We start from the raw sequence: 22,356 nt of genomic DNA on the forward strand, positions 1-22,356 counted from the left end.
GGTCAGCGCCCCTTCGACGCGGCGGGAGCCTTGGCGGAGCGGACGGCGGCGCGCAGCTGCCCGGCGCGGGGGCGCGGCAGCCGGCCCTTCCCGTTCCGGGAGAGCACGATCGCGCCGACCAGCGCGGCCAGCAGCAGGACGGACAGCGCCTCGAACGGCAGCACCCAGTACCGGAACAGGTACTCGCCGGTGGCCCTGGTCGAGCCGGCACCGGCCGACAGGTCGATCCACGAGCTGCGGAACGCGTCCACGACCAGGGTGACCAGGGTCGCGGCCGAGGCCAGGCCGACCGCCAGCGCGGCCCACCGGTTGCCCGAGTCGGCGTCCGGGGAACGTCCGATCGGCGCCCTGGTCAGCATCAGGCCGAACAGGACGAGGACGACCACCGAACCGAGGTAGATCAGCACCTGCACCCAGGCGATGAACTCCGCCGTCAGCAGCAGGAACTCGACGGCCAGGCCGCCCAGCGCCACCACCAGCCACAGCGCGGCGTGCACCAGCTGCTTGGTGGTCACCGAGACGACAGCGGCGCCGAGCACCGCGACACCGACCAGCAGGAAGACGACCTCCTGCCCGGTCGGCGACAGGAAGGACCGGGCGGCCGGCTCCAGCGAACCGGCGGCGGCCAGCAGCGCGCTCACTCCTGCTCACCTCCCGCGGCCGCGGCCTCGGCGGCCGCCGCCAGCTTCTCGGCCGCCTTGCGGGCCATGGCGATCTCCTTGGGCTCCTCGGCCCCCGGGTCGTGCGCGGGCGGCGCGGGCACCGTCCACATCCACTCGCGCAGCCGCTCCCGCTCGTGGGTGAGGTCGAGGATGTCGGTCTCCGCGTACTCGAACTCCGGCGACCAGAACAGCGCGTCGAACGGGCACACCTCGATGCAGATGCCGCAGTACATGCAGAGCGAGAAGTCGATCGCGAACCGGTCCAGCACGTTGCGGGTGCGGGCGCGGGCGTTCGGATCGGCGGCGGGCAGCGTCTCCTTGTGGGAGTCGATGTAGATGCACCAGTCCGGGCACTCGCGGGCGCACAGCATGCAGACCGTGCAGTTCTCCTCCAGCAGCGCGATCACCCCGCGGCTGCGCGGCGGCAGCACCGGCTGCACGTCCGGGTACTGCGCGGTGACGCTCCTGCGCGTCATCGTGCGCAGCGTGACGGCCAGGCCCTTGGCCAGACCGGAACCGGGAATGGGCATTAGGAGATCGCCACCTTGATGATGCCGGTCAGGGCCAGCTGGACCAGCGCGAGCGGGATCAGCACCGTCCACGCGAAGCGCATCAGCTGGTCCTCGCGCAGCCGGGGATAGGTGACCCGCAGCCAGATCACCACGAACGCCAGCGCGAACGTCTTGAGCAGGGTCCACAGCCAGCCGAGGCTGTCCGGGAACGGGCCGTGCCAGCCGCCGAGGAACAACACCGTGGTCAGGCCCGAGACCACCACGATGCCCGCGTACTCCGACAGCAGGAACAGCGCGAAGCGCAGACCGGTGTACTCGGTGTACGCGCCGAAGATGATCTCCGAGTCGGCGACCGGCATGTCGAACGGCGGGCGCTGCAGCTCGGCGAGGCCCGCCGTGAAGAACACGAACGCGCCGATCGCCTGCCACGGCAGCCACCACCAGTGGAACGCGTCCACGATGCCCGGCAGCGACACCGTCCCCGCCGCCATCGCCACCGACGCCGCGGCCAGCAGCATCGGCAGCTCGTACGACATCAGCTGCGCGGCCGTGCGCAGGCCGCCCAGGAGGGAGAACTTGTTCGCCGACGCCCAGCCCGCCATCAGCGAGCCCAGCACGCCGATGCCCATCACGGCCAGGACGAAGAAGATGCCCGCGTCGATCGCCTGACCGACGAACCCGCCCGGACCGACCGGGATCGCCAGCAGGACCAGGAGGTACGGGAGCAGCGCGACGGCCGGGGCGTACCGGAAGATCCGGCGGTCCGCGCCGGAGGGGACGATGTCCTCCTTCTGCGCGAACTTCACGCCGTCGGCGACCAGCTGCGCCCAGCCGTGGAAACCACCCGCGTACATCGGGCCGAGACGGCCCTGCATGTGCGCCATCACCTTGTGCTCGGTCTGACCGACCACCAGCGGCAGCACCAGGAACGCGACCAGCGTCGCGACGCAGCGCAGCAGCGTGTCGAGAAGATTCACGCGCCGTCTCCGTTCCGCGCACCGTCGTCGTCCACATCCGCACCCGGCTCCGCGTCGGCGGGAGCCTGCGGCTCGGCGCCCTCCCGCTCCCCGTCGGCGGGGGCTTCCGGCGCAGACGTCCCCGCGCCAGCGGGAGCCTGCGGCTCGGCAGCCTCGGACGCAGCGGCCTCCGGCTTCGCCGTCCCCGCGTCAGCGGGGGCCTGCGGCGCAGCCGAGGAAGCAGGCGCAGACGTCCCCGCGCCAGCGGGGGCCTGCGGCTCGGCCGCCTCCGGCGCAGCGGGTTCAGCAGTCTCCGGCCTCGCCGACTCCTCGCTGGCGGGGGCCTGCGGCACAGCGGGCTCAGCAACCTCCGGCTTCGCGCTCGGCGCAGCCGGGCTCGCAGCCGGAGGTTCGTGGGCGGGGACCGGGGTGTGCCAGGGGGCGTCGGTGGAGCGGGTGCGCGGGGTCGCGGGGCGCTCGGTGCCGGCGGGGGTCTGGCTGACGGAGCCGGCGTCGACGCTGCGGGTGCGGCGGGGCCGGTCGGCCCGTACCGCGGGGGCGTCGCCCGTGGCCGGGGTCTCCTCGGTCTGGCTGACGGAGCCGTCGCTGATGGAACGGGTGCGTCGCGGACGGTCGGCCCGCACCGCCGCCGCGCCTTCACCCGCGGCGGCGCCGGCGGCAGCCGCTCGCGGCGTCCGGGCGGCCCGCGCGGGCCGCTCCGCGATCGGCGGCAGGGTGCCCTTGAGCGGCCCCCACTCGTTGGGGTCGGGGACTCCGGCGGGCTGCATCTTGCGGCGGGCGGGCCCGTCGCCGTGGTCGGACTCGCCGGGTTCCTTCGCTCCGGGCCAGGCCTTGGCGACGCGTGCGGCGAGGACGAAGTCCTTGCGCAGCGGGTGGCCCTCGAAGCCGTCCGGCAGCAGCAGGGTGATCAGGTGCGGGTGTCCGGCGAAGTCGATGCCGAACATCTCGTTGGTCTCGCGCTCGTGCCACGCGGCCCCCGCGTACACGCCGGTCGCGGTGGGCAGCACGGCCTTGTCGCGCGGCACGCGGGTGCGGACCAGCAGGTGGCGGACGGTGCCGGGGACGCCGACGGACGCCAGGTGCGCCGAGACGGAGAACCCTTCCGCCAGCTCGTCGACGGCGCTCAGCCAGTCGAAGTAGGTGAGTCCCAGCCCGTCCCGGGCGGCGGTCAGCGCCTCGATCCAGTGCTCGGCGGGGACGTCGACGGTCAGCAGGTCGTACGCCTCGGCGGCGGTCGCCCACGCGCCGATCGCGGCGGCGGTCCGCTCGGCGGCGGTCGGCTCCGCGGGGGTCGGCTCGGCGGGGGTCGGCTCGGGGGTGGTCACTGGGCCGCCTCCCCGGGGCCGGTGACGAGCGGGCGGCGCAGCGCGGACGCGGGTGCGGCGTAGCGCTCGGGCAGCTGCTCGGCGGCGATCTTCTCCTGGAGCTTGAGGATGCCCTGGAGCAGGGCCTCGGGCCGGGGCGGGCAGCCGGGCACGTAGACGTCGACCGGGATGATCTGGTCGACGCCCTTGGTGACGGAGTAGGAGTCCCAGTAGGGGCCGCCGGAGTTGGAGCAGGCGCCGAAGGAGATGACGTACTTGGGCTCGGGCATCTGCTCGTAGAGGCGCTTGACGGCGGGCGCCATCTTGTCGGTGACGGTGCCCGAGACGATCATCAGGTCGGCCTGGCGGGGGCCGGGCGCGAACGGGATGACACCCATCCGGATGAAGTCGTGCTTGGCCATCGACGCGGCGATGAACTCGATCGCGCAGCAGGCGAGGCCGAAGTTGAAGCACCAGAGGCTGTAGCGGCGCCCCCAGTTGAGGACGACCTTGACCGGGTCCGGGGCGAGCCGGGCGAGCGGGCCGAGGCGGCGCTGCTCGACGGCGGCGCCGGGGTGCGCGGGGTCCGGCATGCCGAGCGGGATCGGCCCGCCCTGGTCGCCGTGCGCGTGGCTGTGGGTCACGTCCATTCCAGAACGCCCTTCTTCCAGGCGTAGAGCAGCCCGACCGCGAGGAAGCCGATGAAGACGAACATCTCCACCAGCGTCGTCGCCCCGTACCCCGCGGCGGCGAAGACCGTCGCCCAGGGGAAGAGGTAGATCGCGTCGACCGCGAAGATCACGTAGAGGAAGGCATAGACGTAGTAGCGGACCTGGGTGTGCGCCCAGCCCTCGCCGACCGGGTCGACGCCGCATTCGTACGCCAGCAGCTTCTCCGGCGAGTGGACGACCGGGCGCAGCAGGCGGTTGGCGGTGAACGCCAAGGCCACGAAGAGCACGCCGACGACGGCGAGCAGGCCCACCGCCGCGTACGCGTCGAAGTAGCCACTGCCCGCGGCAGGGTCGGCAGCGACCGGCTGCCACTTCATGCGCTCGCCTCTCTTCTTTGCACACCCATAACCATCGCTAGGGCGTGAGTCTAAGTGCACCGTCCGTCTACTCCTCCACCTGCCCGCTGTGCAAGACGGTCGGTGGACACCGCACCAGGTTGAGGGGTGGGGCTAGCACCAGGGTCAAGACGGAGCTCAGCACCATGGCGGCGCGGTACCGGCAACCGGGATGCTGATCACGGAAGAACGGATCGAGCCCGGAAGTGGGTGCAGGCAGGCCATGACGGAAGAAGCGAAGTCCCCGTCGCCGTACGGGGCGCCGATGTGGCGGCGGGTGCGGCACCAGTTGCTGAATCTGCCGGTCGGCATCGCCGGGTTCGTCTTCGCCGTCGTGCTGCTCTCGGTGGGTGTGGGCCTGGCGGTGACGGTGGTGGGTCTGCCGCTGCTGGCGGCCGGGCTGGTGGGCTGCCGCTGGTTCGGGCGCCTGGCGCGCGGCCGGGCCCGGGCGGACCTGGGCAGCGGGATACCCGAGCCGGGGCCGATGGTGGTGCCCCGCTCCGGGGTGGCGGGCTGGGTGATCGCGGCGCTGACGGATTCGCTGAACTGGCGCTCGGTGATCTACTGCGTGCTGCTGCTGCCGTGGGGGGTGCTCGGCTTCGCGCTGACGCTGGTGCTGCTGGTGGTGGGATGGCCGCTGCTGCCCTGGGCGATGCGGGCGCTGGCTCTGGTCGACCGGGTGCTGGTGGAGAGCCTGGTCAGTCCGAACGCGCTGGCCGAGCGGGTCCGCGAGCTGGAGGACGACCGGGGTGCGGTGGTCGACACCGCCGCCGCCGACCTGCGCCGGATCGAGCGCGACCTGCACGACGGCGCCCAGGCCCGGCTGGTCGCGCTGGCGATGGACCTCGGCCTGGCCAAGGAGCGGCTGACCGAGGAGGTGACACCCGAGAGCATGGCGTCCGCCGCGAAGATGGTCGACGCGGCGCACGGCGAGGTGAAGCTGGCCCTGCAGGAGCTGCGGGATCTGGCCCGGGGCATCCACCCCGCGGTGCTCACCGACCGGGGGCTGGACGCTGCGCTCTCCGCGGTGGCGGCCCGCTGCACCGTCCCGGGCGGGGTGAAGGTCCACGTCGAGCTCGGTCCGGACGGCGCCCGGCCGGATTCCGCGGTCGAGGGCATCGCCTACTTCACGGTCAGCGAGCTGCTCACCAATGTCTCCAAGCACTCCGGTGCCCGCTCGGCGACGGTGGACGTCTGGCGCCACGACGACCGGCTGATGCTGCTGGTGCAGGACGACGGCGCCGGCGGGGCGACCACCCGGCCGGGCGGCGGCCTGGCCGGGCTGGCCGAGCGGGTCGGCGCGGTGGACGGTGTCTTCCTGGTGGAGAGCCCGGCCGGCGGCCCGACCTCGGTGACCGTGGAGCTCCCCTGGCGCACCCGGGCCACCCGCGCCTGACCGATCCTGGCTGACCGACCCCTGCCGACCGGCTCAGGCCCCGGCCGCAGCGAGCCGGGCCCCGACGTGACCGGGCCCGGAGTGCCGCCGGCCCTTGCGCGGTGGCGGCGCTCCGGGCCCGGGGCCGGTGGAGCCGGTTGCGGCTACAGCGAGCCGAGCGTGATGTCGGCGGTCTTGGTCGCGCCGCTGCGCTGGTAGGTGACGGTGACCTTGTCGCCGGGTGTCAGGGAGGCCAGGGCGGTGGTCAGCGAGGCGAGCGTGGTGATCTGGGTGTCGCCCAGCTTGGTGATCACGTCGCCGGGCTGCAGGCCGGCCGAGGCGGCCGGGCCGCCCGCGGTGACCGAGACGAGCACGGCGCCGGCCGGCTGGTACTCGGCGTTGAAGTAGGTCCGGGCGGTGACCCCGAGGGCGGCCCGGCCGGAGTTGGTGACCTTGCCGTCCTTGATCAGCTGGTTGGCGATGTTGGTCACGGTGGCCGCCGGGATGGCGAAGCCGATGCCGGGGGCGGCACTGCCGTTGAGCTCCTGGTCGACGGCGGCCAGGGTGTTGATGCCGATCACCTGGCTGGCGAGGTTCGCGAGGGCGCCCCCGGAGTTGCCGGGGTTGATCGCGGCCGAGGTCTGCACCATGTTGCCGATGGTGGCGCCGGGCGAGCCCGCGGTCTGGGGCTCGCTGACGGTGCGTCCGGTGGCCGAGACGATGCCCTGGGTCACGCTGCTGGACAGGCCCAGCGGGCTGCCCATCGCCAGGGTGATCTGGCCGACCTCGACCTTGCTGCTGTCGCCGAAGACCGCCGGCCTGAGGCCGCTCGGCGGGCTGCTGAGCTTGATCACCGCGAGGTCGGACTCCGGGTAGCTGCCGACCAGCGTGGCCTCCAGCTCGGTGGTGGAGTTGGCCAGGGTCACGGTGAACTTCTGCGCCGTGCCGACGACGTGGGCGTTGGTGACGATGTCGCCCTTGTCGTCGAAGACGATCCCTGAGCCGAGGCTGTCGCCGGCGGTGATCTGCACCACCGAGGGCAGCACGTTGGCGATCACCCGCTGGTAGTCGTCCTGCAGCTGGTTGCTGCCGGACGACGCGGCGGAGGGGGCGCCGCTCGCGCCGGCCGAGGCCGTGGTGGCCGAGGCCGTGGTGGCGGAGGGCGACGAGGAGGACGAGGACGTCGAACTGCTGCAGCCGGTGACCAGCAGTCCGACCAGCGCCAGCGCCAGCGCGGCGACCGGGGCCGGCCACAGCTTGGGCCCGGTGGGGCGTGGGCCCGCCGGGAGCGGACGGGTCGGTTCCTTCTTCGGGCGCACCTGGACAACCTCCGGGATCTCAAATGACTTTGTCAGCATTTCACCTTTATGTCCGAATCAATCGGCAGGCGCGCCCGGCATTGCGCCGACGGGCATAGGATCCCGGCATGACCTGGCTGATCACCGGAGGAGCGGGCTACATCGGCGGCCACGTGGTGCGTTCGCTGACCGGAGCGGGTGTGCCGGTGGTGGTCCTGGACGACCTGAGCAGCGGCGGGCGGGACCGTCTGCCCGCCGGCGTGCCGCTCGAGGTCGGCTCCACCCTCGACCCGGCGGCCGTCGAGCGGGTGCTGAGCCGGTATCCGGTCCGCGGCGTGCTGCACATCGCCGCCAAGAAGCAGCCCGCCGAGTCGGTGGCCGAGCCGCTGCGCTACTACCGCGAGAACGTCGAGGGCATGCGGACCGTCCTGTCCGCGGCCGTGGCGGCCGGCGTGCGGCGGGTGCTGTTCTCCTCCTCCGCCGCCGTCTACGGCATGCCCCACGACGTCGAGCTGGTCACCGAGTCCACCCCGTGCGCGCCGCTCAATCCGTACGGCGAGACCAAGCTGGCCGGCGAGTGGCTGCTGGCCGCCTGCGCGCGGGCGTACGGGATCTCCGGGGTCTCGCTGCGGTACTTCAACGTGGCCGGGACGGCGACGGCCGGGCTGGCCGACCGCGGCGCGGCCAACCTGGTCCCGATGGTCTTCCAGCGGCTGACCGAGGGGCGGGCGCCGCTGGTGTTCGGCACCGACTACCCGACCCCGGACGGCAGCTGCGTCCGGGACTACATCCACGTCGCGGACGTGGCCTCGGCCCACCTGGCGGCCGTCCGGCACCTGGACGCCGATCCGGAGCCCGGCGCGCTGACCCTGAACGTCGGACGCGGCGAGGGGGTGTCGGTCCTGGAGATGCTGGACGTGATCGCCCGGGTGACGGGGCGCCGGTTCACCCCGGAGACCGCCCCGCGCCGCCCCGGGGACCCGGCCAAGGTGGTGGCCTCGGCCGACCGGATCCGCGCGGAGTTCGGCTGGAGCGCCGAGCACGACGTGGAGTCGATGGTCGCCTCGGCCTGGCAGGCCTGGCTGCACCACAACCCGCGGGCCCGGACCGGCCACTGAGCCCGGGCCGGAACCCCGGCCAGTACCCGGGCCGGCGTCCGGACCAGTGCCCGGACCAGCACCCGGGCCCGCCGGGGCCCGGGCACCGCGCCGGCCGCTACGGCACCGCGGTGCCGTAGAACGAGTCCAGGGCGTAGACGCAGCGGTCCTTGGAGCCGACGAACACCCGGCCGCCGACCGCCACCGGGGACCCGGTGAGCTCGCCCTTGGTGCCGAGCTCCCAGCGCAGTCGGCCGGTGCCGAGCTCCACGGTGTGCAGCGAGTGGTCACGGCTGCCGAGGTGCACCAGCCCGTCGGCGACCGCCGGGGAGCCGACGATCTCGCCGCGCGCCTGGTACCGCCAGCGCTCCCGCCCGGTGGCGGTGTCGAAGGCGAACAGGGTGTCCCCGGAGCCGAGCAGCGCGGTGGACTCGGCCAGCACCACCGGTTCGGCGCCCTGCCGGGCGGCGGTGGAGCCGCGCCAGCGGTCGCGTCCGGTGGCGGCGTCCAGCGCGTACAGGGTGCCGAGGTAGTCCGCGACGTACACCGCGCCGTCCGCCACCGCGGGCGGGGTGAACAGCACCACGGGCGCGTCGAAGCGCCAGCGCTCGGCGCCGGTGGCGGCGTCCAGCGCGTACACGTGCGAACCGGAGGTCAGGTACAGCACGCCGCCGCGCTCGACCGGGCGGGAGGGGACGTCGCCGCCGATCGCCACCGACCAGCGCAGCCCGGCGCCGCGCGGGTCGACGCAGCGCAGCCGGCCGCCGCCCTGGTAGTAGACCGCGCCGGCCACCAGGGCCGGTCCGGACTGCGGGTTCTCGTACTCCTGCTGGGCGTCGTCGGCCCGCCACAGCTCGGCGCCGTTGGCGGCGGAGCGCAGCTGCACGCCGCCGCCCCGGATGCCGCAGCACAGGACGCCGTCGGCGGCGTCCAGCGAGTAGATCCAGCCGTCCAGCGAGTTGCGCCAGCGGGAGGTGCCGTCGGCGGCGTCCACGGTGTACAGGTGCGGCCCGTCGGCGGCGTGCACCCGGCCGGAGTCCACGGCGAGCGCCCAGGCCACGTCGTGGGTCTTGTAGCGGCGCTGTCCGGAGGCGATGTCGAGGGCGTGCACCTCGAAGCTGGAGACGAACAGGGTGCCGTCGGCGACCACCGGGGTGCCCCAGACGTCGTTGGACATCCGGAACCGCCAGGGCCGCCAGCGCGGCGCCGGGGCGGGCTGCGGCGGCACCGGGGCCGTCCCGGGCCGCCCGGAGGGGTCGGTGGTGCCGGGCGCGCCGGTCCGTCGCACCCAGTCGGTACCGGGGGACGGCGCGACGTGCGCGCTGGTCTCCGCCCGGGGACCGGGCCCTATCGCCACACTGGCGCCGGGCAGCCGGACCTCCGCCCCGGACGGGCCCAGGACCTGCCGCCCGCCCATCCGCTCGGTGGCCACGTGGTCGGAGCCGGGGGCGCCGCCGTGGGGACCGCCGTGCGCGGGGCCGCCGTGGACGAGGCCGGGCCGCACCGGACCGCCCTGGACCGGCCCGGGCTGAGGGAGCGGCAGCGGGTGCGGGTGCGGCTGGGGGTGCGGCTGCGGCGGTACGGGCCGACGGCCGCGCTTGCGCTCGATCAGGTCGAGGGCGGCGGGCGGCAGCCAATCCCCCGCCTCCCCGGCGGCGTCGTTGGAGAACAGGTGGGGGGCCAGCTCGGCCTGGATCTGAGCGGGCGTCGGGCGGTGCTCGGGGGCCGGTCTCATGCAGGCCCGCACCAGGTCCACCAGGTCCACCGGGAGCCCGGACAGGTCGGGCTGCTCGCGCAGCAGCTGGAACACCGTCTCCACCGGGTTGGCGCCCCGGTAGGGGGCGTGCCCGGTGGCACAGAAGACGATCAGCGAGCCCAGCGAGAAGATGTCGCTGGCGCCGGTGACGCTGCGGCTGTCCCGGGCCTGCTCGGGCGACATGTAGGCGGGGGTGCCGACCGCCACGTTGGTCATGGTCAGCCGGGTGTTGGAGACCCCGGCGGCGATGCCGAAGTCGATCACCCGGGGGCCGTCCTCGACCACCAGCACGTTGGACGGCTTGAGGTCGCGGTGCACCAGGTTGGCCGCGTGGATGGACTGCAGCGCCTCGGCGATGCCGGCGGTCAGCCAGCGCACCGCGTCCACCGGCAGCGGCCCGCACTGGTTGACCAGGTCCTCCAGCGAGGGTGCCGGGACGTACGCGGTGGCCAGCCAGGGCACCGCCGCGTCGGCGTCGGCGTCCACCACGGCGGCGGTGTAGAAGCCGCCGACCGTCTTCGCGGCCTCGATCTCGCGGGCGAAGCGGACCCGGAACAGGTCGTCCTCGGCGAGCTCGGCGCGCACGGTCTTGATCGCGACCCGGCGGCCGGAGGCGGACCGCGCCAGGTAGACCAGGCCCATCCCGCCCGCTCCGAGCCGGCCGAGCACCTCGAAGGGCCCGATCCGCCTCGGATCGTGCGCCGTCAGCTGGTCCACTCCGCAGCCACCTCCCCGTCGGGCCGCCACCCGTCGGGCCGCCGCACCGATTCTCCAATGCGCACCGCCCGGGATCCAATCTCCCCCGCCACCAACACGCGGGACACCCGCCCCTTCCCGGCCACTCGGGGCACCCGCGGGAGGGCCTCCGGGGCTCCGGAGGGTCACGGCGGGGGCTCCGACGGCGACCGGAAGCATCGAAGTGATCACGAATCAGCCGACTTGTCGTCACGCTGTGGGGTCATCAGTACACGGGGGGGCTACAACGTGATCTGATGCCCTGGAATTGCCGACCCCCATGCGGACTAATAGTCGCATCACCGAATCGCGCCAAGATCTTGCCACGGTAAGCTGACGGCATGACAGGACAAGTTCGCACCGTCGACGGTCGCGTCGCCGGGCGACGCGGACAGGAGACGCGGCAGAAGCTGCTCGACTGCCTCCGCGAGATGCTCAGCACGTCGCCTTACCGGGACGTCAAGGTCATCGACGTCGCCCGTATGGCGGGTACCTCCCCCGCGACCTTCTACCAGTACTTCCCGGATGTCGAGGGCGCCGTCCTTGAGATCGCCGAGGAAATGGCCGAGGACAGCGTCGGGCTCAAAGAGCTCGTCGATGGAAAGTCCTGGGCGGGAAAGACCGGCTTCACCACTTCCGAAGAAGTGGTGGACGGATTCCTCGCCTTCTGGCGCAAGAATGACGCCATTCTCCGAGTCGTCACGCTCGGTGCCGCCGAAGGGGACAAGCGGTTCTTCAAGATCCGCATGAAGGTCCTCAACTCGGTCGTCGCCCCGCTGACCGAAGCGGTTCGGAACAACCAGGGCAAGACCGACAAGACCGTGGATCCGGCGGCGATCGCCGGCGCGCTGGTCTCGCTGCTGGCCTCCGCCGCCGAACACCAGAAGGCCTTCACCTCCTGGGGCGTCAAGGTGAAGGACCTCAAGCCCAATCTGGCCCTCCAGGTGTACCTCGGTGTCACCGGGAAGAAGCCGCCGAAGTAACCGTTCCCCAGCCGATTGGCGCGTGGCCCCGGTCTCCTGTTCCGGGGTGTGTCGGACGGCGGCCGTGTCCTCGGGGGAGGTTCGCCGACGTACCGTGACGTGCCCGAACACGACAGTGGGGCGGCAACCGGACCTGTCCGGTTGCCGCCCCGTCGGCGTCGTCCTCGAAGGTGCCCGCGGGTCAGGGGCAGCGCACGACCTGGCCGGCGTACGCCAGCCCGCCGCCGAAGCCGAAGAGCAGCACCGGGTCGCCGCTGTTCAGCTCGCCGCGCTCGACCAGCTTGCTGAGGGCCAGCGGGATGGAGGCGGCGGAGGTGTTGCCGGAGTCGACCACGTCGCGGGCGACCACCGCGTCCTCGGCCAGGCCGAGCTTGCCGGCGATGGCGTCGATGATCCGCAGGTTGGCCTGGTGGGCGACGAAGCCGCGCAGCTCGGACGGGTCGTGGCCGGCCTTCAGGGCGGCCTGCCGGGCCAGCGGGGCGATCTTGGTGGTGGCCCAGCGGAAGACCGTCTGGCCCTGCTGGCTGATGGTCGGGTCCCAGCCGGAGATGGTGACCGCGTCGCCCTTCTCGGGCTCGGTGCCCCAGACCACCGGGCCGATGCCGGCCTGCTCGTCCGGGACGGCCTCGACCAGCGCGGCGCCCGCCCCGTCGCCGAAGATCACGCAGGTGGTGCGGTCGGTCCAGTCGAGGGTGTCGGACATCCGCTCGGCGCCGATCACCAGCGCCCGGGTGGCCGCGCCGGCCCGGATGGCGTGGTCGGCGGTGGCGAGGGCGTACGAGAAGCCGGAGCAGACCGTGTTCACGTCGTACGCGGCGGGCGTGGGGATGCCGAGCCGGGCGGCGACGGCGGCGGCGGTGTAGGGGCTGCGCTCGGTGGCGGTGCAGGTGGCGACCACGACCAGGTCGACCTGGTCGGCGGTGCGGCCGGCGTGGGCCAGGGCCTTCTGGGCCGCCTCGGCGGCCAGGTCGACCAGGGTCTCGTCCTCCGCGATGTGCCGGGTGCGGATTCCGACCCGGGAGCGGATCCACTCGTCGTCGGTGTCGACCAGCTTCTCCAGGTCGTCGTTGCTGAGGACCTTGGGCGGCTGGTAGTGGCCGAGCGCCACGATACGGGAGGCGGTCATACCGCCACTCAACCCCGTTACCGGTGAGTCACCCGGTGACGCCCTGGTACAGGATCCGGCGCCGGTTGCTGTAGGGGACGGACAACTCATCCGGAAAGGGACTGTGCGTCGCCCATCGCGATCATCGGGTGCAGGGCCGGGTCGAGGGCGCGGACCAGTTCGACCATGTGGTCCTCGGTCAGCGAGACGCAGCCGTGGGTCGGGCCGCCGTGGTCCAGGTGCAGCCAGATGCCGCCGCCCTTGGCAGCGCCCTCGGGGGTCCGGGTGTCCAGCGGCGAGCTGCCGGCCACCCGGTTGTAGTTGATCGCGACCACGTAGTCGAAGGAACCGGCCAGCGGCTCGTTGTTGAAGCCCCGCCCGCCCATCACGAAGTCGGCGTCCTGGTCGTACGGGAGCTTGGTGCCCGGGTTCGCCTTGCGGCCGCCGGCGTCGGTGAGGGCGAACAGGCCGATCGGGCTGCGCAGGTCGCCGGAGCGGTGCTCGGCGGTCCAGCCCTTGTACGCGTTGTGCGCGGGCCACGCCTGGCCGGCCTGCCAGACGCCGTCGGCGCCGCGGGTCCAGAGCGTGACGGTGGTGTCGGAGGAGTCCTTGCCCTTGCCGCTGGCGACCAGCAGTTGGCGGGTCTCGGCGGGGATCTTCGCCGTCCAGGACGGGCCGAGGCCGGGTATCGAGGTCAGCTTCGTCCGGTCGGAGCGGTCGGCGGCCGGGGCCTCGGTGTGTATCTCGGCGGCGCGCATCGGCACCACCTGGTCGTCCGGATTGCGGTCCGGGGCGGCGGCCGTGGTCTGCGGGAAGGTGCGGCCCGGCCCGACGGTGAACCAGCCGGCGGCCAGCGCCAGCAGTGTCGCGGTGGAGACCGTCAGCTTGCGCACCCGGCGCGGCTTGGGCCTGCGCCGGCGCCCGCGGCCGACGGCCGGCTCCTCGGCCGCGACCCGGGGGGCGGACGCCCCGGCGGCGGCCCGGTCGGCCGCGCGTCCGGCGCCGCGGCCCTCGGTGCGCGGGCTCGGCGCGGAGCGCGAGCGGCGGTGCGAGGCGGCGCGGTGGGAACCGGACATGCGGACGATCCTCCCAGAGCGCCGTCCGGAAACGGAACCCGAGATGTGTGATGGGCCTGTGAGCATACGCGCCCCCAGGCCCACCGGACGCACACGGGTGCGCGGTCAGAGGCGCATGGCCTGCGGGGTCTCGCGGCGCTGCAGGTCCGGGCCGTCGTACTCGCGGATGACCTCGTACCGGGTGTTGCGCTCCACCGGGCGGAAGCCGGCGTCGCGGATCAGGTCGAGCAGGTCGTCGCGGCCGAGCTTGTTCGGCGTGCCGAAGTTGTCCGCGTCGTGGGTGATCTTGTACTCGACCACCGAGCCGTCCATGTCGTCCGCGCCGTGGCTGAGCGCCAGCTGGGCGGTGGTGACGCCGTGCATCACCCAGAAGACCTTGACGTGCGGCACGTTGTCGAAGAGCAGCCGGGAGACCGCGAAGGTCTTCAGCGCCTCGGCACCGGTGGCCATCTCGGTCCGCTCCATCAGGCGGTTGCGGACCACGCCGTCCTTGGAGTCGTGGAAGTCGTGCTGGTAGCGCAGCGGGATGAAGACCTGGAAGCCGCCGGTCTCGTCCTGCAGTTCGCGCAGCCGCAGCACGTGGTCGACCCGGTGCCGGGGCTCCTCGATGTGGCCGTAGAGCATGGTGCACGGGGTCTTCAGACCCTTCTCGTGCGCCAGACGGTGGATCCGCGACCAGTCCTCCCAGTGGGTCTCGTGGTCGACGATGTGCTGGCGGACCTCCCAGTCGAAGATCTCCGCGCCGCCGCCGGTCAGCGACTCCAGGCCGGCGTCGATCAGCTCGTCCAGGATCTCCGAGGCGGTCAGGCCGCTGATCCGCTCGAACCAGTGGATCTCGGTGGCGGTGAAGGCCTTCAGCGAGACGTTCGGCAGCGCGGCCTTCAGCTCCCGCAGCGAGCGCGGGTAGTAGCGCCACGGCAGGGTCGGGTGCAGGCCGTTGACGATGTGCAGCTCGGTGAGGGACTCCGACTCCATCGCCTTGGCGAGCCGGACGGCCTCCTCGATGCGCATCGTGTACGCGTCCTTCTCGCCCGGCTTGCGCTGGAACGAGCAGTACGCGCAGGAGGCGCTGCACACGTTGGTCATGTTGAGGTGGCGGTTGACGTTGAAGTGGACGACGTCGCCGTTCTTCCGCGTGCGCACGTGGTGCGCCAGGCCGCCCAGCCAGGCCAGGTCGTCGCTCTCGTAGAGCGCGATGCCGTCCTCGCGGGTCAGCCGCTCACCGGCGTAGACCTTCGCCTCCAGCTCGCGCTTGAGCCCTGCGTCCATGCGGCGCTCCGCCTCCATCCGACTTCGATTCGTTGCCGGAACGAGCCTACGCCTCGGTACCCAGCAGTTCCGCGAGGAGGGTCGGCTCGATGTTGCCGCCGCTCACCACCGCCGCGACCACCCGGCCGCCGATCTCCTCGGCGCGGTGGAAGTACGCGGCCGGTGCGACCGCGCCGGACGGCTCGGCGACCAGCCGTCCGCGGCGGGCGAGCAGCGCCACGGTGGCGCGGATCTCCGCCTCGCTGACCGTCACGATGTCGTCCACGTACGCCTGCAGGTGGGCGAACGGCAGGGTGCCGACGGACGGGGTGCGCAGGCCGTCCGCGACGGTGCGGTAGGTGTCGGCGACCGGCCAGGCGGTGTGCACGCCGGTGCGCAGGCTGGCCTGGGCGTCAGCGGCCAGCTCGGGCTCGACGCCGACCACCCGGACGCCCGGGCAGGTCAGCTTGAGCGCGGCCGCCGTCCCGGAGATCAGCCCGCCGCCGGAGACCGGCACCAGCACGGTGTCCAGCTCGTCCGGGGCGTCCTCGGCGAGCTCCAGGCCGACCGTGCCCTGGCCGGCGATGATGTACGGGTCGTCGTAGGGCGGCACCCAGACGTACCCGTGGCGCTCGGCCAGCTCGGCCGGGAGGGTGTCCCGCTCGCCCGGGGGCACCAGGATCACCTCGGCGCCGAAGGAGCGGGTGTTCTCCACCTTGACGGCGGGTGAGGTGTCGGGCATCACGATGACGGCCTTGATGCCCAGCTCCCGGGCCGCGTAGGCGACCGCCTGCGCGTGGTTGCCGCTGGACTGGGCGACCACCCCGCGGGCCCGCTCCTCCTCGGTGAGCGCGGCGAGGCGGTTGTGGGCGCCGCGGATCTTGAACGCCCCGGTCGGTTGGAGGCTCTCCGGCTTCAGGTACAGCCGGCGGGTGCCGTCCGCCGCCCAGGGGCAGGGCAGCAGGGGCGTCCGGACCGCGACGCCCGCGATCCGCTGCTGCGCGGCGCGCAGCTCCTCCACTCCGACCAGCGTCATCCGACCCGTCACTCCCCCGTGTTCAACGGCAGTTCGCTCACCCGGTTCTCCCACTTGGTGGAGAGTACGACGGTGGTACGGGTACGCGCGACACCCTTGGTGCCGGAGAGCCGCTTCACGACCGACTCCAGGCCCTCCACGTCGGGCACCCGGACCTTCAGCATGTACGAGTCGTCACCCGCGATGAACCAGCAGTCCTCCACCTCGGGGAGGTCCTTGAGCCGGTGCGAGACGTCGTCGTGGTCGGCGGCGTCGGTCAGCTGAAGACCGATCAGCGCGGTCACGCCGTAGCCGAGCGACGCCGGGTTGACGGTCGCCCGGTAGCCGGTGATCACGCCCGCCTGCTCCAACCGGTTGATCCGGTCGGTGACGCTCGGACCGGAGAGGCCGACCAACCGGCCCAGCTCCGCGTACGAGGCGCGGCCGTTCTCCCGGAGCGCCTGGATGAGCTGTCTGTCCACAGAGTCCATGTGCCTGCCCGCGTCCTTCCGAAACTCTCCAGACCCACTGATCATTATCCGGAATCCAAGGCGCTGTGCGCGGATCGACCCGGATATCACAGAGAACATACTCTCCCGGCCGGAGCGCTCTCACGCGCCCCGGGCGGCACCGCCGAGTTCTCCGTCCCAGCGGCGGTACAGCTCGTGCCGGACCCCCACCGCGTCCAGTACCCGCCCGGCCACGAAATCCACCAGTTCGCGGACGGTCGAGCCGCCCGCGTAGAAGCCCGGCGAGGCCGGCAGGACCACGGCGCCCTGCGCGTCCAGGGTCACCAGGTGCTGGAGTGTGACGCCGTTCAGCGGGGTCTCGCGGACGCAGACCACGAGCGGGCGGCGCTCCTTCAGGGTCACCGACGCCACCCGCTGCAGCAGGTCCTTGGAGAGGCCCAGCGCGATGCCGGCGACGGCGCCGGTGGTCGCCGGGACGACCAGCATGCCCTTCGCCGGGTACGAGCCGGAGGACGGGCCGGCCGCGAAGTCGCCGGCCGGCCAGTACCGGACGTCGTCCAGGTCGTCGGTGCCGATCCAGCCGGCCAGGTCCTCGCGCCAGTGCGCGTCGCGGAAGGAGATGCCGGTCTCGTCCAGGATGGTGAGCCGCGCCGCCCGGCTGACCACCAGGTCGACCGCCTCGCCCGCCGCCAGCAGCGCCCGGATCACCGACGCCGCGTACGGCGTCCCCGACGCACCGGAGACCCCGACCACCCACGGCTCGCGCAATTCACTCATAGGGGACATGCAACCAGGGGCCCGGCCGGTTGCGCGAAAATCGCCCCATGGCTGCCTCGCTGATCGACCTCACGCACCCGGTGACCTCCGGGATGCCGGTGTACCCCGGGGACCCGGAGGTGGTGCTGCGGCCCGCGCTCACGGTGGCGGCCGACGGGGTGAACGTGCTGGACGTGCACCTGGGTTCGCAGTCCGGCACGCACGTCGACGCCCCGTACCACCTGGACGTCACCTGGCCCACGCTGGACGGCCTGCCGCTGGAGCTGTTCACCGGCCCGGCCGTCGTCGCCGACCTGCGCGGGCTCGCCCCGCGCAGCGGGATCACCGCCGAGCGGCTCGCCCCCGCGCTCGCAGCCTGCCGCGCCGGGACGGTCCTGCTGCTGGCCACCGGCTGGCCCCGGCACTGGGGCACCGAGCACTACCTGGCGCACCCCTGGCTGACCCCGGCCGCGGCCGAGGCGATCGTCGCGGCCGGCGTGCGGACGGTCGCCGTGGACGCCCTCTCGGTCGACCCGACCGCCGACCCGGGCCCGGCCGATCCGGAGGTCGCCGCGCTGCTCGCGGAACTGACGGACGAACACGACCCGGAGCCGGAGCCGCCGAGCCTGGCCGCGCACCGGATCCTGCTCGGCCGCGAGGGCGGCGGGGTGATCGCCGAGAACCTCACCGACCTGACCCCGCTGATCGAGGCCCAGGCGGCCGGACTGCCGGTGCAGGTCTCGCTGTTCCCGGTGCGGCTGACGGCGGCGGACGGCGCCCCCGTGCGGGCGGTGGCCCGGATCGACCGGCCGGACGCCGACCGGACCGGAGGGTAACCATAGGTCTAGACCAAGGGTCGGGGGCGCCGCTAGGCTCCCGCCATGGCTGAGATCATCGGAGTCGTCGAACGGCTCTGGCGCTACCCGGTGAAGTCCACCGGTGGCGAGCTGCTCGACACCGTCGAGGTGGACGGGCGCGGGCTCGCCGGCGACCGGCTGTACGCCGTCCGGGACGGCTCCGGGAAGCTCGGCTCCGGCAAGAACACCCGCCGCTTCCGCCGGATGGACGGCCTGCTCCGTCTCGGCTCCCGGCTCGGCGCCCGGATCGACGCCCCCGAGCTGATCGACCCGCTCGGCACCCCCGTCGCCGACCCCACCGCCTTCCTGCGCGCCTACCTCGAACAGGACGACGTCGAACTCGCCCGCGAGGACGCCGTCCCGCACTTCGACCAGCTGCCGGTCAGCGTGCTCACCACCGCCACCCTCGACTGGGTGCGCGCGGCCGTCCCCACCGCCGTCGTCGACGAACGGCGCTTCCGGCCCAACGTCCTGCTGCGCACCCCGCCCGGCACCCCGCCGTTCGCCGAGGACGCCTGGTTCGGCCGCGAGGGCACGCTGGGCGGCGGCGTCCGGCTCGCCTTCGTCCGCGCCAGCGAGCGCTGCGCCATGAGCGGCACCGCCCAGCCCGGACTCCCCCACGCGCCGGAGATCCTCAGGGCGATCACCCGGGCCCACGGCACGCGCCTCGACGCCCTCGCCACCGTCGCCCGCCCCGGCCGGCTGCGCCTGGGCGACGCCCTGACCCTCGGCTGACCGCTCAGCCGGTGGCCGCGACCAGGCAGAAGGGGTGGCCGGCCGGGTCCAGGAAGACCCGCCAGCCGGTCTCGGTGTCCTTGAGCTCGGCGCCGAGGGCCAGCACCCGGGCCTCGGCCGCGTCGAGGTCCTCGACGTCGATGTCGAGGTGGAACTGCTGCGGGTGCGCCGGGTCGGGCCACATCGGGGGGCGGTAGTCCTCGACCCGCTGGAAGGCCAGCACCATGCCGCCGGGGACGTGGACGGTCGACCACTCGTCGTCCAGCGACCAGCGCGGGTCCGGGCGGTCGACCTCGCCGCCGAGCAGCGCGGCGTAGAAGTGCGCCAACCCCCTCGGGTAGTGGCAGTCCAGCACCACGCACTGCAGCTTGCCGATCATCGGTCACCACTCCTCGGGAACGACAGCACGCCCCCAGCATCCCTCAGGCCGGCGCCCGCGTCCCCGCCGACGCGAGGTCCGCCTCCGGGTGGTACCGGAGGCTGCCGTCCGGCAGCTCGACCCAGTACGTCCAGGACTCGCCGTCGGTGTGCGCGCTGCCCACCACCGCCGGCCCGTCGGGGCCGCGGACCGCCTGGCCCTCGGTGAAGCGCGGCGGCCGGGCGGACTCGACGGCGGAGCCGGTGACGGTGTGCACGCTCGGAAGCAGGAGGCGGCCGCCCCACTGGCGCGACCACAGGGCCTGCTCCCCCTCGACGACGATCCCGATGGCCGCCGCACAGTCGGCGAGGGCGGCGTCCGGAGTGAGGACCACCTCGAACTCCAGCAGTTCGGGGATCTTCCCGTACGGTCCGCGCGCCTCGACCCGCACGGTGCCGTACGGCGTGAAGGCGGCGGTCAGCTCGGCCGCGAGCACCCCGGCCCGTTCGGGCGGGGCCTCGGCCCAGAGGTTGAGGTCGAAACGGCGGTACTCGGCCACGGGGCGTCAGATCCCGAGACCCCGGGTGATCAGGTCGAGCAGGGCGAAGGCGAAGAGCGAGATGCCGACGAAGCCGTTGGTGGAGAAGAACGCCCGGTTGAGGCGGGAGAGGTCGTTCGGCCTGACGATGGTGTGCTCGTAGAGGAAGGCGCCGGCGACGACCGCGAGGCCGAGCCAGAAGGCCGGGCCGGCGTCGGTGAGGACGGCGTACCAGACCAGCAGCGCGGTGGTGACGGCGTGGCAGGCGCGGGCGCCCCGGACGGCGGCGGGGACGCCGTAGCGGGCGGGCACCGAGCGGACGCCCTCGGCCCGGTCGGACTCGACGTCCTGGCAGGCGTAGATCAGGTCGAAGCCGCCGATCCAGATGCCGACGGCGAGGCCCAGCACCACCGCGTCCCAGGACCAGGTGCCGGTCACCGCCAGCCAGGCGCCGATCGGGCCCATCGCCTGGGCCAGGCCCAGGATGGCCTGCGGGAAGTTCGTGAACCGCTTGCCGTACGGGTAGACCACCATCGGGACCACGGCGACGGGGGCCAGCACCAGGCAGAGCGGGTTGAGCATCGCCGCGGCGGCGAGGAAGACCACCAGGGCGACCGCCGAGCCGACGTACGCGGTGCGGACGGACACGGCGCCGGTGACCAGCTCACGGCCGGCGGTGCGCGGGTTCCGGGCGTCGACCTCGCGGTCGATGATCCGGTTGGCGGCCATCGCGAAGGTCCGCAGGCCGACCATGCAGACGGTGACCAGCAGCAGCTCGCCCCAGTGCACCCGCTTGTCGGCGAGGAACATCGCGGTGAGCGCGGCGATGTAGGCGAACGGGAGGGCGAAGACCGAGTGCTCGATCATCACCAGCCGCAGGAAGGCCTTGACCCGGTTCTGCGGGACCTCGGGGAGGGCGGCGGTCGTCACAGCCCGTACTCCTTCCAGCGCTTGGTGACCAGGGCGGCCGTCTCCGGGTCGGAGGTGACCATCTCGGGCCAGCCGCCGTCCCGGGTGTAGCCCTCCTCGGGGAGCTTGCGGGTCGCGTCGATGCCCGCCTTGCCGCCCCAGAACTGCTGGTAGGAGGCGTGGTCGAGGTGGTCGACCGGGCCCTCGACGACGGACAGGTCGCGGCTGTAGTCGACGTTGCCGAGCGCCCGCCAGGCGACCTCCTGGTAGTCGTGCACGTCGCAGTCGGCGTCCACCACGACGATCAGCTTGGTCAGCGACATCATGTGGGCGCCCCAGATGGCGTGCATGACCTTCTGCGCGTGCTTGGGGTACTTCTTGTCGATCGAGACGATCACGCAGTTGTGGAAGCCGCCGGCCTCGGGCAGGTCGTAGTCGACGATGTCCGGGATGATCACCTTGAGCAGCGGCAGGAAGAAGCGCTCGGTGAACTTGCCGAGCGGGCCGTCCTCGGTCGGCGGACGGCCGACCACGATGGACTGCAGGATCGGGCGGCGGCGCATGGTGACGCAGTCGATCGTCAGCGCCGGGAACGGCTCCTGCGGCGTGTAGAAGCCGGTGTGGTCGCCGAACGGGCCCTCGGGCAGCATCTTCCCGGGCTCCAGCCAGCCCTCCAGCACCACCTCGGCGTCGGCCGGGACCTGCAGCGGGACGGTCTTGCAGTCGACCATCTTCACCCGCTCCCCCGCCACGAAGCCGGCGAACAGGTACTCGTCGATGTCACCCGGCAGCGGCGCGGTCGCCGCGTACGTCACGGCGGGCGGGCAGCCGAAGGCGATCGCGACCGGCAGGCGCTCGCCGCGCCTGGCGGCGACGGCGGCGTGGTTGCGGCTGTCCTTGTGGATCTGCCAGTGCATGCCGATGGTGCGCCGGTCGTGCCGCTGCAGCCGGTACAGGCCGAGGTTGCGCACCCCGCTGTCCGGGTCCTTGGTGTGGGTCAGGCCCAGGTTGAAGAAGGAGCCCCCGTCCATCGGCCAGGTGAAGAGCGCCGGCAGCTGCTCCAGGTCGACGTCGTCGCCGGTGAGCACCACCTCCTGCACCGGGGCGTCGCCGGACTTCACGTGCTTCGGCGGGACGTGCGCCATCGAGGCGAGCTTGCCGAAGGCCTCGCGGAAGCCGGTGAAGCCCTGCGGCAGCTCCGGCTTCAGCAGCCCGGCGATCTTCTCGGCGATGTCGTCCGGCGACTTCAGGCCGAGCGACTTGGCGAGCCGGCGCTCGGTGCCGAAGACGTTCATCGCCAGCGGCATCGAGGAGCCCTTGACGTTCTCGAAGAGCAGCGCGGGGCCCTTCGCCTTCTGCACCCGGTCGACGATCTCGCCGACCTCCAGATACGGGTCGACCTCGGCCTTGATCCGCTTGAGGTCGCCCTCCCGCTCCAGGGCCCGGAGGAACGAACGGAGATCGTCGTATGCCATACCTGTCAGTATCGGGTACGGGCTAACCTGGCCCCGCCAAGAGGGTCCC

At 73.0% G+C, this 22,356-nt stretch carries 23 protein-coding genes; 5 read left to right on the forward strand and 18 right to left on the reverse strand.

Translation table 11 applies throughout. The features are described from left to right. Nucleotides 1-2: 2 nt before the first annotated feature. Genes ABEB06_RS16660 through ABEB06_RS16685 form a run of 6 tightly spaced genes read right to left on the reverse strand, consistent with a single transcriptional unit; the run spans nt 3 to nt 4,503 of the window. Complete coding sequence (locus tag ABEB06_RS16660; RefSeq protein ID WP_345697643.1) at nt 3-641, reverse strand: NADH-quinone oxidoreductase subunit J family protein; 639 nt, start codon at nt 639-641, stop codon at nt 3-5. Next, on the reverse strand, nt 638-1,192 hold the full coding sequence (locus ABEB06_RS16665; protein WP_345697644.1) for a NuoI/complex I 23 kDa subunit family protein: 555 nt from the start codon (nt 1,190-1,192) through the stop codon (nt 638-640). The genes ABEB06_RS16660 and ABEB06_RS16665 overlap by 4 nt, the downstream gene beginning before the upstream one ends. Beyond that, complete coding sequence (gene nuoH / locus ABEB06_RS16670) at nt 1,192-2,151, reverse strand: NADH-quinone oxidoreductase subunit NuoH (protein WP_345697645.1); 960 nt, start codon at nt 2,149-2,151, stop codon at nt 1,192-1,194. The genes ABEB06_RS16665 and nuoH overlap by 1 nt, the downstream gene beginning before the upstream one ends. Beyond that, nucleotides 2,148-3,476 carry an NADH-quinone oxidoreductase subunit C gene (locus ABEB06_RS16675; RefSeq protein ID WP_425559634.1) on the reverse strand — a complete coding sequence of 443 codons (1,329 nt, stop codon included), beginning with the start codon at nt 3,474-3,476 and terminating at the stop codon, nt 2,148-2,150. Before ABEB06_RS16675 ends, nuoH begins: the two co-directional genes overlap by 4 nt. Then, nucleotides 3,473-4,105 carry an NADH-quinone oxidoreductase subunit B gene (locus ABEB06_RS16680; protein ID WP_393070311.1) on the reverse strand — a complete coding sequence of 211 codons (633 nt, stop codon included), beginning with the start codon at nt 4,103-4,105 and terminating at the stop codon, nt 3,473-3,475. The genes ABEB06_RS16675 and ABEB06_RS16680 overlap by 4 nt, the downstream gene beginning before the upstream one ends. After that, complete coding sequence (locus tag ABEB06_RS16685; RefSeq protein ID WP_345697646.1) at nt 4,096-4,503, reverse strand: NADH-quinone oxidoreductase subunit A; 408 nt, start codon at nt 4,501-4,503, stop codon at nt 4,096-4,098. The genes ABEB06_RS16680 and ABEB06_RS16685 overlap by 10 nt, the downstream gene beginning before the upstream one ends. Nucleotides 4,504-4,744: 241 nt before the next feature. On the opposite strand from ABEB06_RS16685, the gene ABEB06_RS16690 reads away from it, so the two are divergent. Next, nucleotides 4,745-5,917 carry a sensor histidine kinase gene (locus ABEB06_RS16690; protein WP_345697647.1) on the forward strand — a complete coding sequence of 391 codons (1,173 nt, stop codon included), beginning with the start codon at nt 4,745-4,747 and terminating at the stop codon, nt 5,915-5,917. Between the two features lie 143 nt (nt 5,918-6,060). Here ABEB06_RS16690 and ABEB06_RS16695 read toward each other — a convergent pair whose 3' ends face one another. Beyond that, nucleotides 6,061-7,215 (reverse strand): S1C family serine protease, encoded by a 1,155-nt coding sequence (locus ABEB06_RS16695; RefSeq protein ID WP_345697648.1) that lies wholly within the window; start codon nt 7,213-7,215, stop codon nt 6,061-6,063. Between the two features lie 107 nt (nt 7,216-7,322). Between ABEB06_RS16695 and galE the strand changes: the two genes are divergently transcribed. Continuing rightward, nucleotides 7,323-8,312: a UDP-glucose 4-epimerase GalE gene (gene galE / locus ABEB06_RS16700; protein ID WP_345697649.1), complete on the forward strand. Its 990-nt coding sequence runs from the start codon at nt 7,323-7,325 to the stop codon at nt 8,310-8,312. A gap of 97 nt (nt 8,313-8,409) precedes the next feature. Here the strand turns inward: galE and ABEB06_RS16705 are convergent, their stop codons facing one another. Beyond that, nucleotides 8,410-10,764 carry a serine/threonine-protein kinase gene (locus tag ABEB06_RS16705; protein WP_345697650.1) on the reverse strand — a complete coding sequence of 785 codons (2,355 nt, stop codon included), beginning with the start codon at nt 10,762-10,764 and terminating at the stop codon, nt 8,410-8,412. A 359-nt stretch (nt 10,765-11,123) separates the two neighbouring features. Here ABEB06_RS16705 and ABEB06_RS16710 point away from each other — a divergent pair, with 359 nt between their 5' ends. Next, nucleotides 11,124-11,765: a TetR family transcriptional regulator gene (locus ABEB06_RS16710; RefSeq protein WP_345697651.1), complete on the forward strand. Its 642-nt coding sequence runs from the start codon at nt 11,124-11,126 to the stop codon at nt 11,763-11,765. 181 nt (nt 11,766-11,946) lie between these two features. On the opposite strand, the gene ABEB06_RS16715 is transcribed toward ABEB06_RS16710, so the two are convergent. From ABEB06_RS16715 to ABEB06_RS16740, 6 genes are all read right to left on the reverse strand, one after another. Beyond that, on the reverse strand, nt 11,947-12,891 hold the full coding sequence (locus tag ABEB06_RS16715) for a beta-ketoacyl-ACP synthase III (RefSeq protein WP_345697652.1): 945 nt from the start codon (nt 12,889-12,891) through the stop codon (nt 11,947-11,949). 86 nt (nt 12,892-12,977) lie between these two features. Further along, entirely contained in the window at nt 12,978-13,946 is a 969-nt protein-coding gene (locus ABEB06_RS16720) for a L,D-transpeptidase family protein (RefSeq protein WP_345697653.1), read from the reverse strand. A 105-nt stretch (nt 13,947-14,051) separates the two neighbouring features. Further along, nucleotides 14,052-15,215: an aminofutalosine synthase MqnE gene (gene mqnE, locus ABEB06_RS16725; protein WP_345697654.1), complete on the reverse strand. Its 1,164-nt coding sequence runs from the start codon at nt 15,213-15,215 to the stop codon at nt 14,052-14,054. Nucleotides 15,216-15,261: 46 nt separating this feature from the next. Further along, entirely contained in the window at nt 15,262-16,230 is a 969-nt protein-coding gene (locus tag ABEB06_RS16730; protein ID WP_345697655.1) for a threonine ammonia-lyase, read from the reverse strand. Between the two features lie 8 nt (nt 16,231-16,238). After that, nucleotides 16,239-16,700, reverse strand: a complete 462-nt coding sequence (locus ABEB06_RS16735; protein WP_345697656.1) for an Lrp/AsnC family transcriptional regulator — start codon at nt 16,698-16,700, stop codon at nt 16,239-16,241. 120 nt (nt 16,701-16,820) lie between these two features. After that, entirely contained in the window at nt 16,821-17,456 is a 636-nt protein-coding gene (locus ABEB06_RS16740; RefSeq protein ID WP_425559635.1) for a UbiX family flavin prenyltransferase, read from the reverse strand. A gap of 47 nt (nt 17,457-17,503) precedes the next feature. Here ABEB06_RS16740 and ABEB06_RS16745 point away from each other — a divergent pair, with 47 nt between their 5' ends. Together ABEB06_RS16745 and ABEB06_RS16750 are read left to right on the forward strand one after the other, a co-directional pair. Beyond that, entirely contained in the window at nt 17,504-18,271 is a 768-nt protein-coding gene (locus tag ABEB06_RS16745; protein ID WP_345697658.1) for a cyclase family protein, read from the forward strand. Between the two features lie 45 nt (nt 18,272-18,316). After that, nucleotides 18,317-19,027 (forward strand): MOSC domain-containing protein, encoded by a 711-nt coding sequence (locus ABEB06_RS16750; RefSeq protein ID WP_345697659.1) that lies wholly within the window; start codon nt 18,317-18,319, stop codon nt 19,025-19,027. A 4-nt stretch (nt 19,028-19,031) separates the two neighbouring features. Here ABEB06_RS16750 and ABEB06_RS16755 read toward each other — a convergent pair whose 3' ends face one another. The 4 genes from ABEB06_RS16755 to ABEB06_RS16770 are packed head-to-tail and all read right to left on the reverse strand — an operon-like array spanning nt 19,032 to nt 22,307. After that, entirely contained in the window at nt 19,032-19,406 is a 375-nt protein-coding gene (locus tag ABEB06_RS16755; protein WP_345697660.1) for a VOC family protein, read from the reverse strand. Nucleotides 19,407-19,449: 43 nt separating this feature from the next. Beyond that, nucleotides 19,450-19,944 carry a hypothetical protein gene (locus tag ABEB06_RS16760; protein ID WP_345697661.1) on the reverse strand — a complete coding sequence of 165 codons (495 nt, stop codon included), beginning with the start codon at nt 19,942-19,944 and terminating at the stop codon, nt 19,450-19,452. A gap of 6 nt (nt 19,945-19,950) precedes the next feature. After that, the gene (gene mqnP, locus ABEB06_RS16765; protein ID WP_345697662.1) at nt 19,951-20,853 is read right to left on the reverse strand and encodes a menaquinone biosynthesis prenyltransferase MqnP; all 903 of its coding nucleotides are present in this window, start codon (nt 20,851-20,853) and stop codon (nt 19,951-19,953) included. Further along, nucleotides 20,850-22,307, reverse strand: coding sequence for a menaquinone biosynthesis decarboxylase (locus ABEB06_RS16770; RefSeq protein WP_345697663.1), 1,458 nt, complete (start codon nt 22,305-22,307; stop codon nt 20,850-20,852). Before ABEB06_RS16770 ends, mqnP begins: the two co-directional genes overlap by 4 nt. Between the last annotated feature and the right edge of the window lie 49 nt (nt 22,308-22,356).

Source organism: Kitasatospora terrestris, from assembly GCF_039542905.1.
Lineage (GTDB): Bacteria > Actinomycetota > Actinomycetes > Streptomycetales > Streptomycetaceae > Kitasatospora > Kitasatospora terrestris.